Source organism: Micromonospora sp. LZ37 (assembly GCF_059359015.1).
On record NZ_JCADBL010000017.1, the window covers coordinates 48,713 to 68,529 of the forward strand.

Consider the following 19,817-nt stretch of genomic DNA (forward strand, 5'->3'; position numbering starts at 1 on the left):
CCGGACCCGGGCGGCCGTTCCGGCTCACCGGTGGACCTGCTCGTCGTCGCGCTGCTCCAGCCGGCTCGGGGTGGCCCCGCCCGGGGCCGGCCGGTACCGGACCAGGCTCGTCTCGCAGTGGTCCAGCCAGCGGATCTCCGCCTCGGCCTGGAACACCATCGCGTCCAGCACCAGCCGCCAGGGCAGGTCCTCCGGTCGGTCGCTGGCGTACTTCAGCCGGGTCAGCTCCTGCAACGTCCGCATGGTGGCGCTGCGCTGGGTCTGCACCACCGCCCGCACGTCGACGCCGGGGGTGGTCAGCGCCAGCGCCAGTTTGATGGACAGCTCGTCGCGGGGCCGGTCGGCCCGGCTGATCGGGGTGACGAACCACAGCGCCAGGTCCGCCCGCCCGGCGTCGGTGATCTCGTACGGCCGCTGCCCACCCTCGCCCTCCGGCAGCGGACGGACCAGGCCGTCGCGTTCCAGCCGGTTGAGGGTGGTGTAGACCTGCCCGATGTTCAGCGGCCAGGTCGAGCCGGTCGACTCCTCGAACGCGGCCCGTAGCTGGTAGCCGTACATCTGGCCACGCTCGAGCAGAGCGAGCAGGCCGTGGCGGATGGACATGGGAACGGAGTATGCATACCCCGTATGCGGTTCGCAACCGGAGGGCTGCGCACCGCGTTCAGACAGGCCGTCCCGGGAAGGGCACGGTGAGCGGAGTCACGCCGGCGGCCCGCCGCCAGCGGGTGGCCCGCAGCGCGCAGTCGGTGAGCGCGGCCAGGGCCCGGTTGCGGTCGGCGCCGCCGGTCACCGGCAGCGCCGCCCGCCAGAACGCCGCCGTCCGCTCCTCGACCTCGACCGCCAGCCGCAGGGCGCTGGCCCGGTCGGTGACCGGGAAGGGCAGCGCGTACCCGACCCGGTCCGGCGGCACCGAACCGCCGGCGGCGGCGAGTTGGAGCACCAGCGCGTCCCGCCGGGTGCGGTGGGCCGCCTCGGCCGCGCGGGCGTCCCGGCGGGCGGAGTCGGTCAGCCGTACCCCGATCGGGCCGTAGGCGTAGATCGCCGCGTACTCGGCGGTGAGCGCGTCGGCCAGGGCCCGGCCGGCGTCGGTGGGGGCCGTCCGTCGCGTCATCGCAGCACCTCCAGGTGGGTGGCCCGGGCCGCGGCGATCGAGCCGAGCAGCGCCGCCCGCTCGCCGGGGGCCTCGGCGCAGGCCTTCGCCGCGCTGTCCCGCCCGGCCCGCTCCGCCTGGCGCAACGCGGCGAGCAGCGCGTCGCGCCCGGCGGGGGCGGTGGGGGCGCCCGGGGAGGCCGAGCCGGAGGGCGCGGGCCGTCCGATCACCCGCTGCAACTCGTCGGCGTGCGCGGTGTGCGCCTCGGCGATCGGGGTGAGCCGGTCGGTCAGGCCGGGGTCGGCGGCGATCGCGGCGCGGTACCGCGCGGCCAGGTCGCGGGATTCACCCGCGAGGGGCTCCAGCGGGTCGGGCGGCGACGGGGGCCCGTCCCGGTCGAAAAGATCACAGCCGGTCAGCGGGACGGCGACGCCGCCCACCGCCACGAGCGCCCCCGCCCGCAGCACGTTTCGCCGGGAATGCCCCGGTCCACCGCGATGCCCCGTCGTTCTGCCCGTCGCCACCGGACAAGTCAACACCATCCACCCCGGTACGTGGGCGACCGGCGTCGGTGCGCCGCCCGGCCCGCCGCCGGGGCGGCGCGTTACGCTCTGCGCAGCCACCGGCGCGTCCGCCCCGGTGGCGTGCCGGCATGGCAGGTCGATCCGGCCGCCGCCGATCAGGAGAAGGGTGCGCAGATGACGCAGCGTGGTCGTGCCACCAGGCCGACGGGGCCGGCGGGGCGAACCCGTCGTACCGACGGTCCGCGGGGCGGGGACCGCGCGGGCGCACCCCGGGGCGGCGGTGACCTCGCGGCCCGGCGGGCCCGGCTGCGCGAGGTGATCGAGCCGGTGGTCGGGCAGGCCGGCTACGACCTCGAGGACCTCTCCGTCTCCCGCGCCGGGCGCCGGCACGTCGTCCGCGTGATCGTGGACGCCGACGGCGGGATCAACCTGGACGCCGTGGCGGAGGTCTCCCGCGCGGTCTCGGCGGCGCTGGACGCCGCCGAGGAGTCCGGCGGCGACCTCGTGGCGGGGGAGTACCAGCTGGAGGTCAGCTCCCCGGGCGTGGACCGCCCGCTGACCCTGCCCCGGCACTGGCGGCGCAACGTCGGCCGGCTGGTCAAGGTGACCGCCCGGGCCGCCGCGGCCCCCGCCGAGCAGCGCGCCGACCAGCCCACCGGGGACCGCCAGGTCACCGGCCGGGTGGTCGAGGCCGACGACGAACGCGTGGTGCTGGAGACCGACTCCGGCCGCGTGGAACACCGCTACGCCGATCTCGGCCCCGGCCGGGTGCAGGTCGAGTTCACCCGCCTCGACGAGATCGACGAGGCGGACGAGTTCGACAGCACCGACGAGGCCGGCGAGACCGGCGAGGACACCGACGACTTCGACGACGAAGATGATGTGGAGGACGAGGAGAGGTGAACATCGACCTCGCGGCGCTGCGCGCACTCGAGCGCGAGCGGGAGATCCCGTTCGACACGATCCTCGCGGCGATCGAGACCGCGTTGCTGACCGCCTACCGGCACACCGAGGGCGCCGAGTCGCACGCCCGGGTGGAGATCGACCGTAAGTCCGGCGCGGCCCTGGTCTACGCCCAGGAGCTGGATTCCGACGGCACCGTGGTGCGGGAGTGGGACGACACCCCGCACGACTTCGGCCGGATCGCCGCGATGACCGCCAAGCAGGTGATCCTCCAGCGACTGCGGGAGGCCACCGACGAGGTGCACTTCGGCGAGTACGTGGGCCGCGAGGGCGACCTGGTCACCGGTGTGGTGCAGGCGCACGAGGCGCGGGTCGAGAAGGGCATCGTCAGCGTCGACCTGGGCAAGCTCGAGGGCGTGCTGCCGCAGTCCGAGCAGGTGCCCGGCGAGCGGTACGCGCACGGCGAGCGGATCCGCTGCGTCGTGGTGCACGTGGCCAAGGGGATGCGCGGACCGCAGATCACCCTGTCCCGTTCCCACCCGGCGCTGGTGAAGAAGCTCTTCGCGCTGGAGGTGCCGGAGATCGCCGACGGCACGGTCGAGATCGGCGCGATCGCCCGCGAGGCGGGCCACCGCACCAAGATCGCCGTACGCTCCACCACCCAGGGCGTCAACGCCAAGGGCGCCTGCATCGGCCCGATGGGTCAGCGGGTGCGTGCGGTAATGAGCGAGCTGCACGGTGAGAAGATCGACATCATCGACTGGTCGGACGACCCGGCGACCTTCGTCGGAAACGCCCTCTCCCCGGCCAAGGCGCTGCGGGTCGAGGTCGTCGACCTGGCCAACCGCGCGGCCCGGGTGACCGTTCCGGACTTCCAGCTCTCGCTGGCGATCGGGCGCGAGGGGCAGAATGCCCGGCTTGCCGCCCGACTGACCGGTTGGCGGATCGACATCCGGTCGGACGCGGAGCAGAACGGCACGGCCGGCCGGGGCGGGGCTGATCACGTCCCGGAGCCGGGCGGCGCGATCTCGGGCAGCTAGGGGTAGACTTCCTCCAGTGGTACGACGCGTACAGCCGGAGCGCACCTGTGTGGGTTGCCGGCGACGCGCGCCGGCCAGCGAATTACTGCGGATCGTCGCGGTCGGTGACGAGGCTGGCTACAGCCTCCGGCCCGATCCGGCCCGCAGGCTGCCGGGTCGGGGAGCGCACATGCATCCGGATCCGGCCTGCTTCGCGCTGGCGGTAAGGCGTCGCGCCTTCGGGCGTGCGCTGCGCACAGCCGGGGTCCCCGACCACGGCGCCGTCGCGGAGTACGTCGATGCGCCAACCACGACGTCCGGTCAACCCGACCGGGCGAAGGTCGCTAGCAAGGTAGGACGACCGACATGAGCACACGATGAAGTCCCTGAAATGACCAGGCTTCAAGTGCACGAGTGAGGTCGCTGCGGGTACTGCCCGCACGACCTCGGAGTGAGGAGTGCAGTGGCAGGTAAGGCCCGCGTACACGAGCTGGCAAAAGAGCTCGGGGTCGAAAGCAAGACCGTTCTCGCCAAGCTGAAGGAAATGGGCGAGTTCGTGAAGTCCGCGTCCAGCACCGTCGAGGCGCCCGTCGCCCGACGGCTGCGTGGCGCATTCGTCGCGTCCGCCGGTGGTTCGTCGGCGCCGTCCGCTCCGGCGGCGGCCGCCCCGACTCCGGCTCCGACCCCGACGCCGTCCCCGACCCCGGGTGCCCCCCGGGTCTCGGCCAAGCCGATGCCGCCCCGGCGGCCGGCCGCGCCGGCGCCCGGACCGAAGCCCAAGGGCCCGGTCCCCGGCCCGCCGCAGCCGGCGACTCCGGTCGCCAAGCCGGCGAGCGCACACGACATCGAGGTGGCGGCCGCCGAGGCGCGTGCCGCCGCGCTGAAGGCTGAGCAGGAGGCCGCGGTCAAGGCCGCCCAGGCCGCCCGTCAGCAGCAGCGTGACAACATCCGCCGGGAGCCCCCGGCCGAGGGTGGGGCCCGTCCGGGTCCGCGTCCCGGCCCGGGTGCCGTGCCGCCGCGTCCGGGTTCCCCGGCCGCCGGCCGTCCCGGCGCGCCCGCCCCGGGCCCCGGTGCCCGTCCGGGCGGTCGTCCGCCGGCGCGCGGCGCCGGCAACAACCCGTTCGGCATCCAGGGCGGACAGCAGCAGCGGCCCCCGGCCGCCGGTGCCGGTGGCCCCCGGCCCAGCCCGGCGGGCATGCCGCCGCGGCCGAGCCCGGCCTCCATGCCGCCCCGGCCCAGCCCGGCGTCCATGCCGAGCCAGCGTCCGGCCACCGGTCGCCCCGGCCCCGGTGGGGCCGGTCGCGGTCCCGGCGGCGGCGCGGGTCGTCCGGCCGGCGGTGGCGGTGGCTTCCGCGGCGGTCCCGGTGGCGGCGGCGGTGGCGGTGGCTTCCGCGGCGGTCCCGGTGGCGGCGGCGGTGGCGGTGGCTACCGTGGCGGTCCCGGTGGCGGCGGCGGTGGCGGTGCTCCGGGTGGCGGTTTCCGTCCGGGTGCTCCGGCCGGTGGCGGCGGTCGCCCCGGTGGCGGCGGTCGTGGCCGTGGCGGCGGCGCTGCGGGTGCCTTCGGGCGTCCGGGTGGCCGGCCGACCCGTGGTCGCAAGTCCAAGAAGCAGCGCAGACAGGAGTTCGACAACCTGTCGGCTCCGACCATGAGCTCGGGTGCTCCCCGGGGTCAGGGTCAGGTCGTCCGGCTCTCCCGTGGCGCCTCGCTGTCGGACTTCGCCGACAAGATCAACGCCAACCCGGGTTCGCTGGTCCAGGAGATGTTCAACCTGGGCGAGATGGTCACCGCGACCCAGTCCTGCTCGGACGAGACCCTGCAGCTGCTGGGTGAGCACCTCGGGTTCGACGTGCAGATCGTCAGCCCGGAGGACGAGGACCGCGAGCTGCTCGCGCAGTTCAACATCGACCTCGACGCCGAGGTCGCGGAGGAGCGGCTGGTCAGCCGTGCGCCGGTGGTGACCGTCATGGGTCACGTCGACCACGGTAAGACCAAGCTGCTCGACGCGATCCGTAAGGCGAACGTGGTGGCCGGCGAGGCCGGTGGCATCACCCAGCACATCGGTGCCTACCAGGTCCACGTCCCGCACGAGGGCGAGGACCGGGCGGTGACCTTCATCGACACCCCGGGTCACGAGGCGTTCACCGCCATGCGTGCCCGTGGTGCCCAGGTCACCGACATCGTGGTGCTGGTGGTCGCGGCCGACGACGGCGTGATGCCGCAGACGATCGAGGCGTTGAACCACGCCAAGGCGGCCGACGTGCCGATCGTGGTGGCGGTCAACAAGGTCGACAAGCCGGAGGCCAACCCGGACAAGGTCCGCCAGCAGCTGACCGAGTACGGGCTGGTCGCCGAGGAGTACGGCGGCGACACCATGTTCGTCAACGTGGCGGCGAAGCCGGGCATCGGCATCGACGAGCTGCTCGAGGCGGTCCTGCTGACCGCCGACGCGTCGCTGGAGCTGACCGCTCCGATCGACGGGCCGGCGCAGGGTGTGGCCATCGAGGCGCACCTGGACAAGGGTCGCGGTGCGGTGGCGACGGTGCTGGTGCAGAAGGGCACCCTGCGGGCGGGCGACTCGATCGTCGCCGGTGGGGCGCACGGCCGGGTCCGGGCGATGCTCGACGAGAACGGCAACCAGGTCGTCGAGGCGGGCCCTGCCCGTCCGGTCATGGTGCTCGGTCTCACCGCGCCGCCCGGCGCGGGCGACACCTTCCTCGCCGCGGCGGACGACCGTACGGTGCGGCAGATCGCCGAGCAGCGGCAGGCACGGCGGCGGGCGGCGTCCTTCGCCAACTCGCGCGGCCGGGCCACCCTCGAGACGCTCATGGAGCAGCTCAAGGAGGGCGAGAAGACCTCGCTCAACCTGGTGCTCAAGGGCGATGTCTCCGGTTCCGTGGAGGCCCTCGAGGACGCGCTGTTCAACCTCGACATCCCGGAGGAGGTCCAGCTTCGGATCATCCACCGGGGCGTGGGTGCGATCACCGAGAGCGACGTCATGCTCGCGAGCGCCTCGTCCGAGGCGGTCACGATCATCGGCTTCAACGTGCGGGCCGCCAACAAGGTCCGCGAGATCGCCGACCGCGAGGGCGTGGAGATCCGGTACTACACGGTCATCTACCAGGCCATCGAGGAGATCGACGCCGCGCTCAAGGGTCTGCTCAAGCCGGAGTACGAGGAGGTCGAGCTGGGCAGCGCGGAGATCCGCGACGTCTTCCGCTCGTCCAAGGTCGGCAACATCTCCGGCTGCATCGTCCGGTCGGGCATCATCCGCCGCAACGCCAAGGCGCGGCTGCTGCGGGACGGGTCGGTCGTGGCGGACAACCTCACGATCAGCTCGCTCAAGCGGTTCAAGGATGACGCGACGGAGGTCCGCGAGGGCTTCGAGTGTGGTCTGACCCTGGGTGGTTACAACAACGTCCAGGTCGGCGACATCATCGAGACCTTCGAGATGCGGGAGAAGCCGCGCGCCTGATCCGGTGCTGACACAGTGATCAAGGGGTTTACGCCGTTCCGGCGTAAACCCCTTGATCATGTCGGTGGGTGGTCGTAACGTCCGGGGTGATGTTCACCGGAACCGCACTCTTCGACCTGCTGCTGCCGGGCGACTCCCGGTCGCTCAAGGCAAAAAGATCATATGTACGGCCGATCGTTGCGGCGCTGCGCCGCTTCGAGGTGTCGGCCGCCGAGGTGGGTGCGCTCGACCTGCACGGTCGGGCCGAGATCGGGGTGGCCGTGGTGGCCGCCGAGGCGGCGCACGTCCACGAGGTGCTCGACGCGTGCGAGCGCCTGGTCGCCGCTCGCCCCGAGACCGAGCTGCTCTCGGTCCGCCGCCGGCTGCACGGCGAGGACGACTGAGCGTTGTCCGTCGCCACCGGCGGCGGCGCGCGACGGCCGGGGCCGCGCGGGTAGTGTTCGAGATGTTGAGCGGTCGGTCCCGACGGCGTTGCCTGCCGTCGTGTCCGGTCGGGAGCAGGATGCCCTGGAGGTGGGGGAGATGACGGATCCGGCCAAGGTACGCCGGCACGCGGAGCGCATCCGCGAACTGGTCGCGTCGGTGGTGCGGAGCCAGATCAAGGACCCCCGGCTCGGCATGATCACGATCACCGACGCGCGGATCACCGCGGATCTGCGCGACGCCACGGTCTTCTACACCGTGCTCGGCGACGCGGCCGCCCAGGCCAGCACCGCCGCCGCGCTGGAGAGCGCCAAGGGGATGCTGCGCAGCACCGTCGGCAAGGCCCTCGGGCTGCGCCACTCGCCGTCGCTGACCTTCGTCCTGGACGACGTGCAGGACCAGGTCAAGCAGATCGACGACCTGCTCGCCCAGGCCCGCCACGCCGACGCCGAGGTGCAGCGGCTGGCCGCCCGGGCGCAGTACGCGGGTGAGCCCCAGCCGTACCGGGTCGACTCCGACGAGGACGTCTCGGACGACGACGCCGACGACGAGACCCCGCCCGCAGCGGACCGGCGGTGACCGACGCCCCGGGCGGATCGGCCGGAGGTCTGCTCACCGGGCCCGCGTCCGGTGACGGAGGCCCGACCGAGGCCGACTGGGCCGCCGCGGTGGCGGCGGTCCGTGGGCTGTCGGCCGACGCCCGGGTGCTGCTGATCTGCCATGTCAACCCCGACGGGGACGCGCTCGGCAGCATGCTCGGCTTCGGGCTGGGCCTGCGCCGGCTCGGCGTACGGCGGCTCCAGGCGACCTTCCCGGGGCCGCCGGAGCTGCCCGAGTCGCTCGGCTGGCTGCCGGGGGCCGACCTGCTGGTGCCGGCCGTCGAGGCGTACCCCGATCCGGACCTGGTGATCTGCTTCGACGCGGCGAGCGACTCCCGCCTCGGCGAGCTGGTGGACCGGCTGGACACCGCCGGCGCCGCACTGGTCCTCGACCACCACGCCTCGAACACCCGCTTCGGCGGCATCCACCTCGTGGACCCCCGCGCCGCGGCGACCTCCGTCGTGGCAGTGGAGCTGCTCGCCCGGTTGGACGTGCCGCTGGACGCCGAGATCGCCGTGGGGCTCTACGTCGCGCTGACCACGGACACCGGCTCGTTCCGGTTCGAGGCGACCACCCCGGCGGTGCACCGGTTGGCCGCGCGGCTGCTCGCCACCGGGATCAACCCGGGCGACATCTCCCGCCGGGTCTTCGACACCCGGCCGTTCGGAGCGGTCCAGCTCTTCGGCGAGGTGCTGCTCCGCGCCCGCCTGGAGCCGGCAGCCGCGGCGGGCCACGGCCTGGTCTGGACGTACGCGACCCTGGACGACCTGGCCCGGCACGACCAGCGACCGTACGTGCTGGAGGCGTTGATCGACTCGGTCCGGTGCACCGCGGAGGCCGACGTGGCGTGCGTGCTGAAGCAGGTCGCGGCCGACGAGTGGGCGGTCTCCATGCGGAGCAAGGGCGCGGTCGACGTGAGCCGGGTGGCGGTGGCGCTCGACGGTGGCGGCCACCGGTTCGCGGCCGGGTTCACCGGCCGGGGCGGCGCCGAGGAGATCGTGGGGCGGATCCGCGCGCGGCTCGACGAGGCCCTGACCGCCCACTGAGACGTCGAGGAGTGTCGGTCTTCCCACGCCGCGTGACCGCGGGCAGAATCGGAGGATGGATCACCCCCACGAGTTGGCCGTAGAGGCGCCGCGCGCCTGGGATCGTCCGGTGGTCACGCTGCCGGTGCTCGCCTGCGTCTCGCTGGTGGGTGGCCAACTCCCCTCCTTCTCGACGCAGGCCAGTGTCTGGACGCTGGTCGCCGGCGCGGTGCTGATCTGGCTGGGCTTCGGCAACCGGGTGCCCCGGCGGCCGGCGCCCCGCCGGTTGGGGCGGAGTGCGCTCTGGTGGGTGCTGCCCGCCGCGATCTTCGGTCTCTTCGAGGCCGCCACGTTCACGCTCGCGGCGCGGGACGCGTTTCCCACCTTCTCCCGGCTGGCCGATCCGTTGCTCAAGGACGAACTGGTCCGCTCCGGGGCCTGGTTCGCCTGGCTGGCGGCCTTCTGGGGGCTGGTCCGGCGATGATGCGGGTCCTCGCCATCACGGGCTTCTCGGTCGCCCTGCTGCTCTTCGCCGCGGTCGAGTGGGCCTCCCGCCGGGAGGGCTCCCGGGTGCCGTCGCTGGGCGACGTCTGCGGGTACCTGATGCGGTACGAGATCGGGCCGGTGCCCGTCGGGCGGATCGGATTGTTCAGCTTCTGGTGGTGGGTGGGCTGGCACTTCCTGGCCCGGTGAGCCGGCCCGGCGACGCGGGTGTCCAGATTTCGGGAACAGTGGGCAACATATGGAACTGAACGTTAATTTGGGTTAACGGCCGCGCCGCCCCGCGACGCAGGTCGTGGGCGGTGGCGCCACACCCGGTGCCGCCTCCCTCCAGGGTCAGACCGACCCGGGCTCACGCTGCCAGGCGACCGCTCCGGAGATCCCGGACCGCCGCCCGGTGCCCAGCAGGACCGCCCGTAGGGCCACCGTGTCTCGGTGGTCCGCACCCTGGAAGGGACTTCCGATGGCGACCAAGCCCAAGCCCGAGACCACCGACGAGGCGCGCGAGCAGATGCGCCGCGCGCTGCAGACCTCGATGGACACCCGCCAGTGACGCTGGCCGACCGGCGGTGACGTCGCCGACGTCCCACGTCGACGACGTCACCGCCCACCCGGGAGGTCGCCCGCCGGCTCGACCTCCCGCTGATCCCCTTCGACCGGCACTACTGGCCACCCGGCTGGCTCGCCCCCACCGGCGCGGAATTCCGCGCCGAGGTGCCCGCCCGCGTCGCCCGCCCGAGTTGGGTGACGACGCCAGCTACGGCGACACGCTCGACCTCCGGCTGCCCCGGGCCGACCTGCTCGTCCTGGTCGACCTGCCGTGGCCGCTCTGCTTCGCCAGCGTTGTGCGTCCCAACTGAGACGTCGCGCCGCCGGCCGCCCGAACCTGCCGGACGGACCTGCCCCGAGCGGCTCGACCGCGAGTTCCTGGGCTGCGTGCGCCTCTGCCCGCTCGCGACTCCGGTTGGGCGCTGCGTCCGTCTCTGTGCTGCGTCCGTCTCTGTGCTGCGTCCGTCTCTGCGCTGCGCGAGACTCGGCTTGCATCCTTTGGAGCTGATGACGTAAACGACTCACGCTCCGGACCGGGATGAGTCGTTTAGGTCATCAGCTCTAAAGGACGACAGACAACCGGTACCGTCCCCGCTGGGACGGCCCTTGGCAGCATCAACGCGGCCGGCCCGTCGATACCTCGTCACGTCCGCGGGTGTTCGCCCGCCGTCGCCGCGTACGCGCCGTGGTTGCCGGCGGTCCGGCTGCGCGGCCGCCGCGAGGTCCGCCGCTGGCGGGACTCCCTGCCGCGGGTTGACCCCGCCGCTCGCCGGCGGCGCGCTGCTCGGGGTGCGGCTTGGCGTGCGCGTAGTCCTCGGCGAAGACCAGCACCTCGAACCGGGAGAGCAGGCCGAGGGCGGTGAGCGAGGCGGTGAGGTCCTCCCTGCGGCGGTTGACGGTCGCCACCGGCATCGTCAGGGGCAGGGGCAGGGGCCCAGGGTGCGGCCCGCCGGCGCGGTGACGCCGCCCCAGGGTAAGTGGTCAGGGATATTGCGATCCTTACCCGGGGCGTGTCAGGATCGGCGGCGATGAGCCGACCCGCCCTCGCCGACGCCGCCACCGCGCGCCGGATCGCCGCCCTCGCCCTGCCCGCACTAGTGGTGCTCGCCGCCGAGCCGCTCTACGTGCTGGTCGACACCGCGGTGGTCGGGCACCTCGGCCGGGTGCCGCTGGCCGCGCTGGCCGTCGGCGGCACCGTGATGACCCTCACCGCCTGGCTCGGCACCGTGCTGGCCTACGGCATCACCGGGCGGGCCGCCCGCCGGTACGGCTCTGGCGACCGGGCCGCCGCGGTGGCCGAGGGCGTCCAGGCGTCCTGGCTCGCCCTCACCGTCGGGCTGCTCGTCGCGGTCGGCATGCAGCTCGGCGGCGGCGCGCTGGCGCGTACCCTCGCCGGTGGTGGGGGCGACGTGGCCGGCGCGGCCGCGCAGTGGCTGCGGATCGCGGCGCTCGGCGCCCCCGGCCTGCTGGTCGCCGCCGCCGGCAACGGCTGGCTGCGCGGCATCCAGGACACCCGCCGGCCGCTGCTCTTCGTGCTCGCCCCCAACCTGCTCTCCGCGCTGCTCTGCCCGCTGCTGGTCTACCCGGCCGGGCTGGGCCTGGCCGGCTCGGCGGTGGCCAACGCGGCCGCCCAGACCCTCTCCGGCGGGCTCTTCGCCGCCGCCCTGTTCCGTGAGCGGGTCCCCCTGCGACCCCGGCCGGAGCTGATCCGGCAGCAGCTGGTGCTCAGCCGTGACCTGCTGGTCCGGGGGCTGGCCTTCCAAGCCAGCTTCCTCTCCGCCACGGCGGTGGCCGCCCGGTTCGGCGCCGCCGCCGTGGGCGCCCACCAGATCGCGCTGCAACTGTGGTTCTTCACCGCGCTGCTGCTCGACGCCCTGGCGATCGCCGCCCAGTCGCTGATCGGCGCCGCGCTCGGCGCCGGCGACGCCGCCGGGGCGCGGGCGCTGGCCCGGCGGTTCGCCCTGCTCGGCGCGGTCTCCGGCGTGGCGTTCGCGGTCCTCATCGCCGCGGGCGCCGGCGTGGTGCCCGGCTGGTTCAGCTCCGACCCGCAGGTACGCGACCAGGCGATGGTCGCCTGGCCGTGGTTCGTGGCGATGCAGCCCCTGGCCGGCGTGGTGTTCGCCCTGGACGGGGTGCTGATCGGCGCCGGCGACACCCGCTACCTGCGCAACCTCACCATCGTCGCGGCGCTCGGCGGGTTCCTGCCGGCGATCTGGCTCGCCTACGGCCTCGACCTGGGCCTGGGCGGGATCTGGGCCGGGCTCACCCTGTTCGTGGTGATCCGGCTGGCCGCCCTGCTGCTGCGGCTGCGTTCCGGCGGCTGGGCGGTGGTCGGTGCCGTCCGGGGCTAGCACCGGTTCCGGGTCGGTGCGGGGGCGTCCAGGTCGAAGAAGGATCCTGGATCGCCAGCCGGGGGCTGGTCGCCGTCGGCCGGCGACCAACGCTGCGGCTGCACCCAGCCGTCGAAGAGCTTCAGGAACGCCTCCGTGTCGCCGAGCAGCATGCCCAGGTCCAGTCGGCCCTCGATCAGAGCCCGGCGCACGGATTCGAGCGCGGCAGCCACCTGAGCCTTGCTGAACGGCCCGGTCGCCTTCGCCGGCGGCAGCACGATCGCCCGCTGCTCCACGGCGAACGAGGCCGCCGGGGTGCCGGCGAACAGGTCCCGCGGTTCGCCCACCCGACTGAGCTGCTCCGGTGCCGGGCGCGGTGCTCGTGGGACGGGGGCCTGTCCTGGGTCGTTCCCGGTGAGCGGCGGGTCGTGGGGGCGCATGATCTTCGCACCCCCGCACCTCCGGGCGCTGCCCCGCGTGGCCCCGTGGTCGACGCGGCGTCCGCGCCGGGCCGGGGTGATTCCCCGGTCGCACCCGGCGGGCGCAGCCGTCGACGGGGCGTCTGGCAGGCTTGGGTGTCGTGAGCACTGACGGTCTGATCGTGGTGGACAAGCCCGGCGGCATGACGTCGCACGACGTGGTGGCGCGGATCCGCCGGCTGGCCCGGACCCGCCGGGTCGGGCACGGCGGCACGCTCGACCCGATGGCCACCGGCGTGCTGGTGATCGGGGTGGGCCGGGCGACCCGGCTGCTGACGTACGTGATCGGCGCGGGCAAGAGCTACACCGGCACCGTCCGGCTCGGGCAGGCCACCGTCACCGACGACGCCGAGGGCGACGTGATCGCCACCACCCCGGCCGGTCTGCTCGCCGACGACGCGATCCGGGCGGCCTTCGCCGCGCTCGCCGGCGAGGTCGACCAGGTACCGAGCGCGGTCAGCGCCATCAAGATCGACGGGCAGCGGGCGTACAAGCGGGTACGCGAGGGCGAGAGCGTGGAGCTGCCCGCCCGCCGGGTAACCATCTCCCGCCTGGAGGTGCTGGCGATCCGCCGGGACACCCCCGACGTGGTGGACGTCGACATCGACGTGACCTGCTCCTCCGGCACGTACATCCGGGCCATCGCCCGGGATGCCGGCCTGGCGCTCGGGGTGGGCGGGCACCTCACCGCGCTGCGGCGTACCGCGGTCGGCGGGTTCACCCTCGCCGAGGCGGCCACCCTCGACCAGCTGGAGCAGCGCGCCCCCGAGGTGGTCAACCTGCCGCTCGACGCGGCCGCCGACCGGTTCTTCCCGCGTCGGGAGGCCAGCGCGGACGAGGCGAAGGTGCTCTCCCACGGCGGCCCGCTGGACCCGGCCGGCATCGCCGGGCCGTACGCCGTCTTCGGTCCCGACGGTGGCCTGATCGCTATCGTCAGCGAGCGGGACGGCCGGGCCCGCGCGGAGATCGTGCTCGCCCCGGCCTGACGGCGGGGCGGGGGTTCGCCGGGCCTGACCGGCGCAGATCGGCCCGGCAAATGGGCGCAGCAGCCCGCGCGCGGCGCGGGGAGCAGGGAGGAGCGGCATGCAGCGGTGGCGGGGGTACGAGGCGACGCCCGGTGGCTGGGGGCGGTCGGTCGTTACCATCGGCGTCTTCGACGGGGTGCACAAGGGACACCAGGCGACCATCGGACACGCCGTGGCCCGGGCCCGGGAGCTGGGCGTGAAGTCGGTCGTGGTCACCTTCGACCCGCACCCCGCCGAGGTGGTGCGGCCCGGCTCGCACCCCGCCGTGCTCACCGAGCCGGCCCGCAAGGCCGAGCTGATCGAGGCGCTCGGCGTGGACGTGCTCTGCGTGGTGCCGTTCACCCAGGAATTCTCCCGGCTGACCGCCGAGGCGTTCGTGCACGACATCCTGGTCGAGCACCTGCACGCCGCGCTGGTCGTGGTGGGAGGGAACTTCCGCTTCGGGCACCGGGCCGCCGGAGACGTCGGCCTGCTGGAGCGGCTCGGCCGGACCTTCGGCTTCGGGGTGGAGGGCGCGCCGCTGGTCGCCGACGGGAGCACCGTCTTCTCCTCCACGTACATCCGGGCCTGTGTCGACGCGGGCGACGTGGCCGCGGCGGCCGCCGCGCTGGGCCGGCCGCACCGGCTGGAGGGGGTGGTGGTCCGCGGCGACCAGCGCGGACGTGAGCTGGGTTACCCCACCGCCAACCTGCTCTGCCACCGGTACGCGGCGGTGCCCGCCGACGGGGTGTACGCCGCCCGGCTGCTGCGCCGGGGGCACGGGGAGTCGCTGGTGGCCGCGGTGTCGGTCGGCACGAACCCGACCTTCTCCGGCCGGGAGCGCCGGGTGGAGGCGTATGCGCTGGACTTCTCCGGCGACCTGTACGGCGAGCGGCTCGCCTTGGACTTCGTCGCCCACCTGCGCGAACAGCGCCGTTACGAGACGATCGAGCCGCTCGTCGCGCAGATGGCCGAGGACGTCGAGCGGACCCGGCGCGCGGTCGGCTGAGCGCTCCCGCCCGGCCGCCCCGTCGCCCTTGACCGGGCGGTCCCGGCGTGGGCTGGTAGGCTGACTGGGACGTCGGCTGACCGACGTGGGGCCTCGCGTGCCTGCACGACGCCGCGGGTGCGAGGTACCGGTCCGTTTCCGGTCCACTGACCGAACCGACGGACACCACTGATCAACCCATCGAAACAGGGAGAACATGGCGCTCGACCAGGAAGCCAAGGCCAAGATCCGTTCGGAGTACGCGACCGCCGAGGGCGACACCGGTTCGCCGGAGGTGCAGGTCGCGGTCCTGACCAAGCGGATCGCGGAGCTCACCGAGCACCTGAAGGTGCACAAGCACGACCACCACAGCCGCCGTGGGCTGCTGCTGCTGGTCGGCCGTCGCCGCCGGCTGCTCAACTACGTCCAGAAGAAGGACATCAACCGCTACCGGTCGCTCATCGAGCGGCTCGGCCTGCGGAGGTGACGTGACGGGGGAGCGGCCTGCGGCCGCTCCCCCGTTCCGGTACCAATGAAGGAACAGGGCCGCGCGACCACCCGTAAGGGAGCCGGTCAGCGTACCGGTCTCCGGTAGTGGCCCCCGGGCAACCTGGCATCACGCCGGCACCCGGGCGCTTCGATCGAAGACCGGCCGTCTGAGCAGCTCCCGTGTCGTGGGCCCCCGACGCGAAGGAGCACGACAGCACATGACCGAGACCAACCTCGGCACCGAATCCCGCACCGCCGTGATCGACAACGGGTCCTTCGGCACCCGTGAGATCACCTTCTCCACCGGTCGGCTGGCCCGGCAGGCCGCCGGCTCCGTCGTCGCCCAGCTCGGCGAGACGGTCGTCCTCTCCGCCACCACCGCCGGCAAGCAGCCGAAGGAGCAGTTCGACTTCTTCCCGCTGACCGTCGACGTCGAGGAGCGGATGTACGCCGCGGGCCGGATCCCCGGCTCGTTCTTCCGCCGCGAGGGCCGCCCCAGCGAGGACGCGATCCTCACCTGCCGGCTGATCGACCGGCCGCTGCGCCCGTCGTTCGTCAAGGGCCTGCGCAACGAGGTCCAGGTCGTCGAGACCATCCTCGCGCTCGACCCGCAGCACCCGTACGACGTCGTGGCGATCAACGCCGCCTCGATGTCGACCAAGCTCTCCGGCCTGCCGTTCTCCGGCCCGATCGGGGCGACCCGGGTCGCGCACGTCGAGGGCCAGTGGGTCGCCTTCCCGACCCTGGAGGAGCTGGCCCGGGCCACCTTCGACATGGTCGTGGCCGGCCGCGCGCTGCCCGACGGCGACGTGGCGATCATGATGGTCGAGGCCGAGGCGACGCCGCACGCCGTCACCCTGATCGCCGGCGGCGCCGCCGCCCCGACCGAGGAGATCGTCGCCAGCGGCCTGGAGGCCGCCAAGCCGGCGATCCGCGAGCTGTGCCGCGCGCAGAGCGAGCTGGCCGAGGTGGCCGCGAAGCCGGTCGCCGAGTTCCCGGTCTTCCTCGACTACCAGGACGACGTCTACCAGGCGGTCGCCGACCTGACCCGCGCCGAGGTCGCCGAGGCCCTCCAGATCGCCGGCAAGGCCGACCGCGAGGAGGCCCTGGACCGGATCAAGGCCAAGGTCGCCGAGGAGCTCGGCCCGCGCTTCGAGGGCCGGGAGAAGGAGCTCAGCGCCGCCTTCCGGTCGCTGACCAAGTCCGAGGTCCGCAACCGGGTGCTGCGTGAGCAGATCCGCATCGACGGCCGCGGCCCGCGCGACATCCGTCCGCTGACCGCCGAGGTCGGCGTGCTGCCGCGGGTGCACGGCTCGGCGCTGTTCGAGCGGGGCGAGACCCAGATCCTGGGCGTCACCACGCTGAACATGCTGCGCATGGAGCAGATGGTGGACACCCTCTCTCCGGAGAACCGCAAGCGCTACATGCACAACTACAACTTCCCGCCGTACTCGACCGGTGAGACCGGCCGGGTCGGCTCGCCGAAGCGGCGGGAGATCGGCCACGGCGCGCTGGCCGAGCGGGCGCTGATCCCGGTGCTGCCGTCGCGTGAGGAGTTCCCCTACGCCATCCGGCAGGTCTCCGAGGCGCTCGGCTCCAACGGCTCCACCTCGATGGGTTCGGTCTGCGCCTCGACGCTCGGCCTGCTCAGCGCCGGTGTGCCGCTGAAGGCGCCGGTCGCCGGCATCGCCATGGGCCTCATCTCCGACGAGGTCGACGGCAAGACCCGGTACGTGACGCTGACCGACATCCTCGGCGCCGAGGACGCGTTCGGCGACATGGACTTCAAGGTCGCCGGTACCCCGGAGTTCGTCACCGCGCTGCAGCTCGACACCAAGCTCAACGGCATCCCGTCGGACGTGCTGGCGGCGGCGTTGCAGCAGGCGTACGAGGCCCGGCAGACCATCCTCGAGGTGATGCGGGCGGCGATCGAGGGTCCGGCCGAGATGTCGGAGTACGCGCCGCGGGTCACCACCGTCAAGATCCCGGTCGACAAGATCGGCATGGTGATCGGCCCGAAGGGCCAGACCATCAACGCCATCCAGGACGAGACCGGCGCCGAGATCTCCATCGAGGACGACGGCACGATCTACGTCGGCGCCACCAACGGTCCGTCGGCCCAGGCGGCCGTGGACCGGATCAACGGGATCGCCAACCCGACCCTGCCCAAGCAGGGCGAGCGGTTCCTCGGCACGGTGGTCAAGACCGCCGCGTTCGGCGCGTTCATCTCGCTGCTGCCGGGCCGGGACGGCCTGCTGCACATCTCCAAGGTGGGCGACGGCAAGCGGGTCGAGCGGGTCGAGGACTTCCTCAACGTCGGTGACCGGGTCGAGGTGGAGATCGCGGACATCGACGCCCGCGGCAAGATCTACCTGGACAAGGTCCGCCCGGAGGGCGCCGAGGCGCCGGCCGCGCCGGCCGCCGGTGAGGCTGCCGGCGAGGCGGCCGCCGAGGGTGACCGTCCGGCCGGCCGCGACCGTGGCGGGGACCGGGGTCCGCGTGACCGCGGTGACCGCGAGCGGGGCGGCGACCGGGGCGGTCGTGGCCCGGAGCGCGGCGGCGAGGGCGGCGAGGGCGGCGAGCGTCCGCGCCGTCGTACCCGGCACAGCTGAGTAGTACCCGGCCGGGTGGCGACGTCGTTCGTCACCCGGCCGGTCGACGGCTCCAGGTCGCGGCGCGGGACGCGCCGAGCTGGAGCCGTCGCTCGTGACACCGCACCACCCACCCCTCGTCGAAGTGAGAGCAGGTTTTCGTGAGTCGGGCCCAGCGTTCGTCTTTCCCTGCGCGTCGACGGGGGGTGGCGCCGTCCGGCGCCGTCTGGCACGCCACCGGGGCAACGCCCGGCCGGGCCGGCGGGACGACCCGGGCGGTCACCCGCACGCTGAGCGACGACCCGCTGGGCGGCACGGTACGTCGTACCGTGCTCCCCAGCGGGCTGCGCGTGCTCACCGAGGCGATCCCGGCGATGCGCAGCGTCTCGTTCGGCATCTGGGTGGCCGTCGGCTCCCGTGACGAGACCGGGCCGGAGGCCGGCGCCGCGCACTTCCTGGAGCACCTGCTCTTCAAGGGCACCCAGAAGCGCAGCGCGCTGGAGATCTCCTCCGAGATCGAGGCGGTGGGCGGCGAGACCAACGCCTTCACCACGAAGGAATACACCTGCTACTACGCCCGGGTGCTCGACGAGGACCTGCCGCTGGCCATCGACGTCATGTGCGACGCGGTCGCGAACTCGGTGCTGGAGCCGGCGGACGTGGAGACCGAGCGCGGCGTCATCCTCGAAGAGATCGCCATGCACGACGACGAGCCCGGCGACGAGGTGCACGACCTGTTCGCCCGGGCCGTCTACGGTGACCACCCGCTGGGCCGGCTGATCTCCGGCACCGAGGAGACGGTCACCCCGATGACCCGGCGGCAGATCCAGAGCTTCTACCGGGGTCGCTACACCGCGCCGCAGATCGTCATCGCCGCCGCCGGCAACCTCGACCACGCCGCCGTGGTCAAGCTGGTCCGGCAGGCGCTGCGTGGCACGCCGCTGGACAGCGACCCGGCCGCGCCCGCCGCGCACCGGCCGGCCACGCCGCCGGTACGCACCCGGCCGGCCGGCACCCTGGTCGAGCCGAAGGAGACCGAGCAGGCGCACGTCATCCTCGGCTGCCCCGGCATCGACCGCACCGACGAGCGGCGCTTCGCCCTCGGCGTACTCAACAACGTCCTGGGCGGCGGCATGTCCAGCCGGCTGTTCCAGGAGATCCGCGAGCAGCGCGGCCTGGCCTACTCGGTCTACTCCTACGCCAGCCAGTACGCCGACAGCGGCCTCTTCGCCGTCTACGCCGGCTGCGCGCCCGGCAAGGTCGACGAGGTGCTGCAACTGACCCGCGCCGAGCTGGCCCGGGTGGCCGCCGACGGCCTGACCGAGGCCGAGGTGGCCCGGGGCAAGGGCATGAGCAAGGGCTCGTTCGTGCTCGGCCTGGAGGACACCGGTTCCCGGATGAGCCGGCTGGCCAAGGGTGAGCTGCTCTACGGTGACCTGATGCCGGTCGACGAGCTGCTGGCCCGGGTCGACGCGGTCACCGTGGCGGACGTGAACACCCTCGCCGCCGACCTGCTCAGCCGCCCGATGTCCCTGGCCGTGGTCGGCCCCTTCGGCGAGACCGACTTCACCGCCTGACCGCCTGATTCGACCGCCAGCCGCGTCGTGGTCGGCCGTGTCGGGGCCGGCCGCGCTTTGCGGCGTGTCGCGGTGTCCGTGCGGCCGGAAGGCGCGACATGCCGCAAACGGAGTGGATCACCGCAGTGCCCTGGGGCGGGTGGAGTGGATCACCGGCGGCCGGCGGGACGCGGTCGGGGTGGAGCACGGGCGCCCCGTGGGACGTGGGGTGGTCCCGGCGGGTGACCGCGTCCTGATTGGGATAGGTTGTGCC

Annotated in this window: 20 protein-coding genes; 15 read left to right on the forward strand and 5 right to left on the reverse strand. The window is 73.6% G+C overall.

Translation table 11 applies throughout. The features are described from left to right. Positions 1 to 24: 24 nt before the first annotated feature. The 3 genes from AC5L3Z_RS27685 to AC5L3Z_RS27695 are packed head-to-tail and all read right to left on the reverse strand — an operon-like array spanning position 25 to position 1,557. Positions 25 to 603, reverse strand: a complete 579-nt coding sequence (locus tag AC5L3Z_RS27685; RefSeq protein ID WP_494846146.1) for a PadR family transcriptional regulator — start codon at positions 601 to 603, stop codon at positions 25 to 27. 58 nt (positions 604 to 661) lie between these two features. Then, a complete protein-coding gene (locus AC5L3Z_RS27690; RefSeq protein WP_494846147.1) occupies positions 662 to 1,111 on the reverse strand; it encodes a ferritin-like domain-containing protein in 450 nt (149 codons plus the stop codon). After that, positions 1,108 to 1,557, reverse strand: a complete 450-nt coding sequence (locus AC5L3Z_RS27695) for a hypothetical protein (RefSeq protein WP_494846149.1) — start codon at positions 1,555 to 1,557, stop codon at positions 1,108 to 1,110. The genes AC5L3Z_RS27690 and AC5L3Z_RS27695 overlap by 4 nt, the downstream gene beginning before the upstream one ends. 231 nt (positions 1,558 to 1,788) lie before the next feature. Here AC5L3Z_RS27695 and rimP point away from each other — a divergent pair, with 231 nt between their 5' ends. From rimP to AC5L3Z_RS27740, 9 genes are all read left to right on the forward strand, one after another. Beyond that, entirely contained in the window at positions 1,789 to 2,517 is a 729-nt protein-coding gene (rimP, locus tag AC5L3Z_RS27700; RefSeq protein ID WP_494846151.1) for a ribosome maturation factor RimP, read from the forward strand. Further along, positions 2,514 to 3,557 carry a transcription termination factor NusA gene (nusA, locus tag AC5L3Z_RS27705; RefSeq protein ID WP_334523113.1) on the forward strand — a complete coding sequence of 348 codons (1,044 nt, stop codon included), beginning with the start codon at positions 2,514 to 2,516 and terminating at the stop codon, positions 3,555 to 3,557. Before rimP ends, nusA begins: the two co-directional genes overlap by 4 nt. A 16-nt stretch (positions 3,558 to 3,573) precedes the next feature. Next, the gene (locus AC5L3Z_RS27710; protein WP_334523116.1) at positions 3,574 to 3,906 is read left to right on the forward strand and encodes a YlxR family protein; all 333 of its coding nucleotides are present in this window, start codon (positions 3,574 to 3,576) and stop codon (positions 3,904 to 3,906) included. Between the two features lie 93 nt (positions 3,907 to 3,999). After that, positions 4,000 to 7,008: a translation initiation factor IF-2 gene (infB, locus tag AC5L3Z_RS27715; protein WP_494846152.1), complete on the forward strand. Its 3,009-nt coding sequence runs from the start codon at positions 4,000 to 4,002 to the stop codon at positions 7,006 to 7,008. A gap of 89 nt (positions 7,009 to 7,097) precedes the next feature. Next, the gene (locus tag AC5L3Z_RS27720) at positions 7,098 to 7,391 is read left to right on the forward strand and encodes a DUF503 domain-containing protein (RefSeq protein ID WP_494846154.1); all 294 of its coding nucleotides are present in this window, start codon (positions 7,098 to 7,100) and stop codon (positions 7,389 to 7,391) included. Positions 7,392 to 7,530: 139 nt separating this feature from the next. Beyond that, the gene (rbfA, locus tag AC5L3Z_RS27725; RefSeq protein ID WP_494846228.1) at positions 7,531 to 8,010 is read left to right on the forward strand and encodes a 30S ribosome-binding factor RbfA; all 480 of its coding nucleotides are present in this window, start codon (positions 7,531 to 7,533) and stop codon (positions 8,008 to 8,010) included. Between the two features lie 29 nt (positions 8,011 to 8,039). Next, the gene (locus AC5L3Z_RS27730) at positions 8,040 to 9,077 is read left to right on the forward strand and encodes a DHH family phosphoesterase (protein WP_494846229.1); all 1,038 of its coding nucleotides are present in this window, start codon (positions 8,040 to 8,042) and stop codon (positions 9,075 to 9,077) included. A gap of 55 nt (positions 9,078 to 9,132) precedes the next feature. Continuing rightward, positions 9,133 to 9,540 (forward strand): hypothetical protein, encoded by a 408-nt coding sequence (locus AC5L3Z_RS27735; RefSeq protein WP_494846155.1) that lies wholly within the window; start codon positions 9,133 to 9,135, stop codon positions 9,538 to 9,540. Continuing rightward, entirely contained in the window at positions 9,540 to 9,749 is a 210-nt protein-coding gene (locus AC5L3Z_RS27740; protein WP_494846231.1) for a DUF6186 family protein, read from the forward strand. The genes AC5L3Z_RS27735 and AC5L3Z_RS27740 overlap by 1 nt, the downstream gene beginning before the upstream one ends. A 972-nt stretch (positions 9,750 to 10,721) precedes the next feature. Here the strand turns inward: AC5L3Z_RS27740 and AC5L3Z_RS27745 are convergent. Then, positions 10,722 to 11,012: a hypothetical protein gene (locus AC5L3Z_RS27745; protein WP_494846156.1), complete on the reverse strand. Its 291-nt coding sequence runs from the start codon at positions 11,010 to 11,012 to the stop codon at positions 10,722 to 10,724. A 122-nt stretch (positions 11,013 to 11,134) separates the two neighbouring features. On the opposite strand from AC5L3Z_RS27745, the gene AC5L3Z_RS27750 reads away from it, so the two are divergent. After that, positions 11,135 to 12,457 carry an MATE family efflux transporter gene (locus AC5L3Z_RS27750; RefSeq protein ID WP_494846158.1) on the forward strand — a complete coding sequence of 441 codons (1,323 nt, stop codon included), beginning with the start codon at positions 11,135 to 11,137 and terminating at the stop codon, positions 12,455 to 12,457. Here the strand turns inward: AC5L3Z_RS27750 and AC5L3Z_RS27755 are convergent. After that, the gene (locus tag AC5L3Z_RS27755) at positions 12,454 to 12,783 is read right to left on the reverse strand and encodes a hypothetical protein (RefSeq protein WP_494846159.1); all 330 of its coding nucleotides are present in this window, start codon (positions 12,781 to 12,783) and stop codon (positions 12,454 to 12,456) included. The genes AC5L3Z_RS27750 and AC5L3Z_RS27755 overlap by 4 nt on opposite strands. A gap of 233 nt (positions 12,784 to 13,016) precedes the next feature. Here AC5L3Z_RS27755 and truB point away from each other — a divergent pair, with 233 nt between their 5' ends. From truB to AC5L3Z_RS27780, 5 genes are all read left to right on the forward strand, one after another. Then, positions 13,017 to 13,901 (forward strand): tRNA pseudouridine(55) synthase TruB, encoded by an 885-nt coding sequence (gene truB, locus AC5L3Z_RS27760; protein ID WP_494846161.1) that lies wholly within the window; start codon positions 13,017 to 13,019, stop codon positions 13,899 to 13,901. Positions 13,902 to 13,998: 97 nt separating this feature from the next. Further along, a complete protein-coding gene (locus tag AC5L3Z_RS27765; protein WP_494846162.1) occupies positions 13,999 to 14,928 on the forward strand; it encodes a bifunctional riboflavin kinase/FAD synthetase in 930 nt (309 codons plus the stop codon). Positions 14,929 to 15,124: 196 nt separating this feature from the next. Further along, a complete protein-coding gene (gene rpsO / locus AC5L3Z_RS27770; protein ID WP_067302624.1) occupies positions 15,125 to 15,394 on the forward strand; it encodes a 30S ribosomal protein S15 in 270 nt (89 codons plus the stop codon). A gap of 220 nt (positions 15,395 to 15,614) precedes the next feature. Next, a complete protein-coding gene (locus AC5L3Z_RS27775) occupies positions 15,615 to 18,008 on the forward strand; it encodes a polyribonucleotide nucleotidyltransferase (RefSeq protein WP_494846164.1) in 2,394 nt (797 codons plus the stop codon). Between the two features lie 185 nt (positions 18,009 to 18,193). After that, on the forward strand, positions 18,194 to 19,564 hold the full coding sequence (locus AC5L3Z_RS27780) for a M16 family metallopeptidase (RefSeq protein ID WP_494846166.1): 1,371 nt from the start codon (positions 18,194 to 18,196) through the stop codon (positions 19,562 to 19,564). The last annotated feature ends 253 nt before the right edge of the window (positions 19,565 to 19,817 follow it).

Excerpts from the sequence above, each read along its gene's own strand:
- AC5L3Z_RS27735 (WP_494846155.1), top strand. The coding sequence starts at position 9,133 with ATGGATCACCCCCACGAGTTGGCCGTAGAGGCGCCGCGCGCCTGGGAT.
- AC5L3Z_RS27765 (WP_494846162.1), top strand. The coding sequence starts at position 13,999 with ATGCAGCGGTGGCGGGGGTACGAGGCGACGCCCGGTGGCTGGGGGCGG.
- AC5L3Z_RS27690 (WP_494846147.1), bottom strand. The coding sequence starts at position 1,111 with ATGACGCGACGGACGGCCCCCACCGACGCCGGCCGGGCCCTGGCCGAC.
- AC5L3Z_RS27750 (WP_494846158.1), top strand. The coding sequence starts at position 11,135 with ATGAGCCGACCCGCCCTCGCCGACGCCGCCACCGCGCGCCGGATCGCC.
- rpsO (WP_067302624.1), top strand. The coding sequence starts at position 15,125 with ATGGCGCTCGACCAGGAAGCCAAGGCCAAGATCCGTTCGGAGTACGCG.
- rimP (WP_494846151.1), top strand. The coding sequence starts at position 1,789 with ATGACGCAGCGTGGTCGTGCCACCAGGCCGACGGGGCCGGCGGGGCGA.
- rbfA (WP_494846228.1), top strand. The coding sequence starts at position 7,531 with ATGACGGATCCGGCCAAGGTACGCCGGCACGCGGAGCGCATCCGCGAA.
- AC5L3Z_RS27740 (WP_494846231.1), top strand. The coding sequence starts at position 9,540 with ATGCGGGTCCTCGCCATCACGGGCTTCTCGGTCGCCCTGCTGCTCTTC.
- AC5L3Z_RS27775 (WP_494846164.1), top strand. The coding sequence starts at position 15,615 with ATGACCGAGACCAACCTCGGCACCGAATCCCGCACCGCCGTGATCGAC.
- AC5L3Z_RS27720 (WP_494846154.1), top strand. The coding sequence starts at position 7,098 with ATGTTCACCGGAACCGCACTCTTCGACCTGCTGCTGCCGGGCGACTCC.
- AC5L3Z_RS27685 (WP_494846146.1), bottom strand. The coding sequence starts at position 603 with ATGTCCATCCGCCACGGCCTGCTCGCTCTGCTCGAGCGTGGCCAGATG.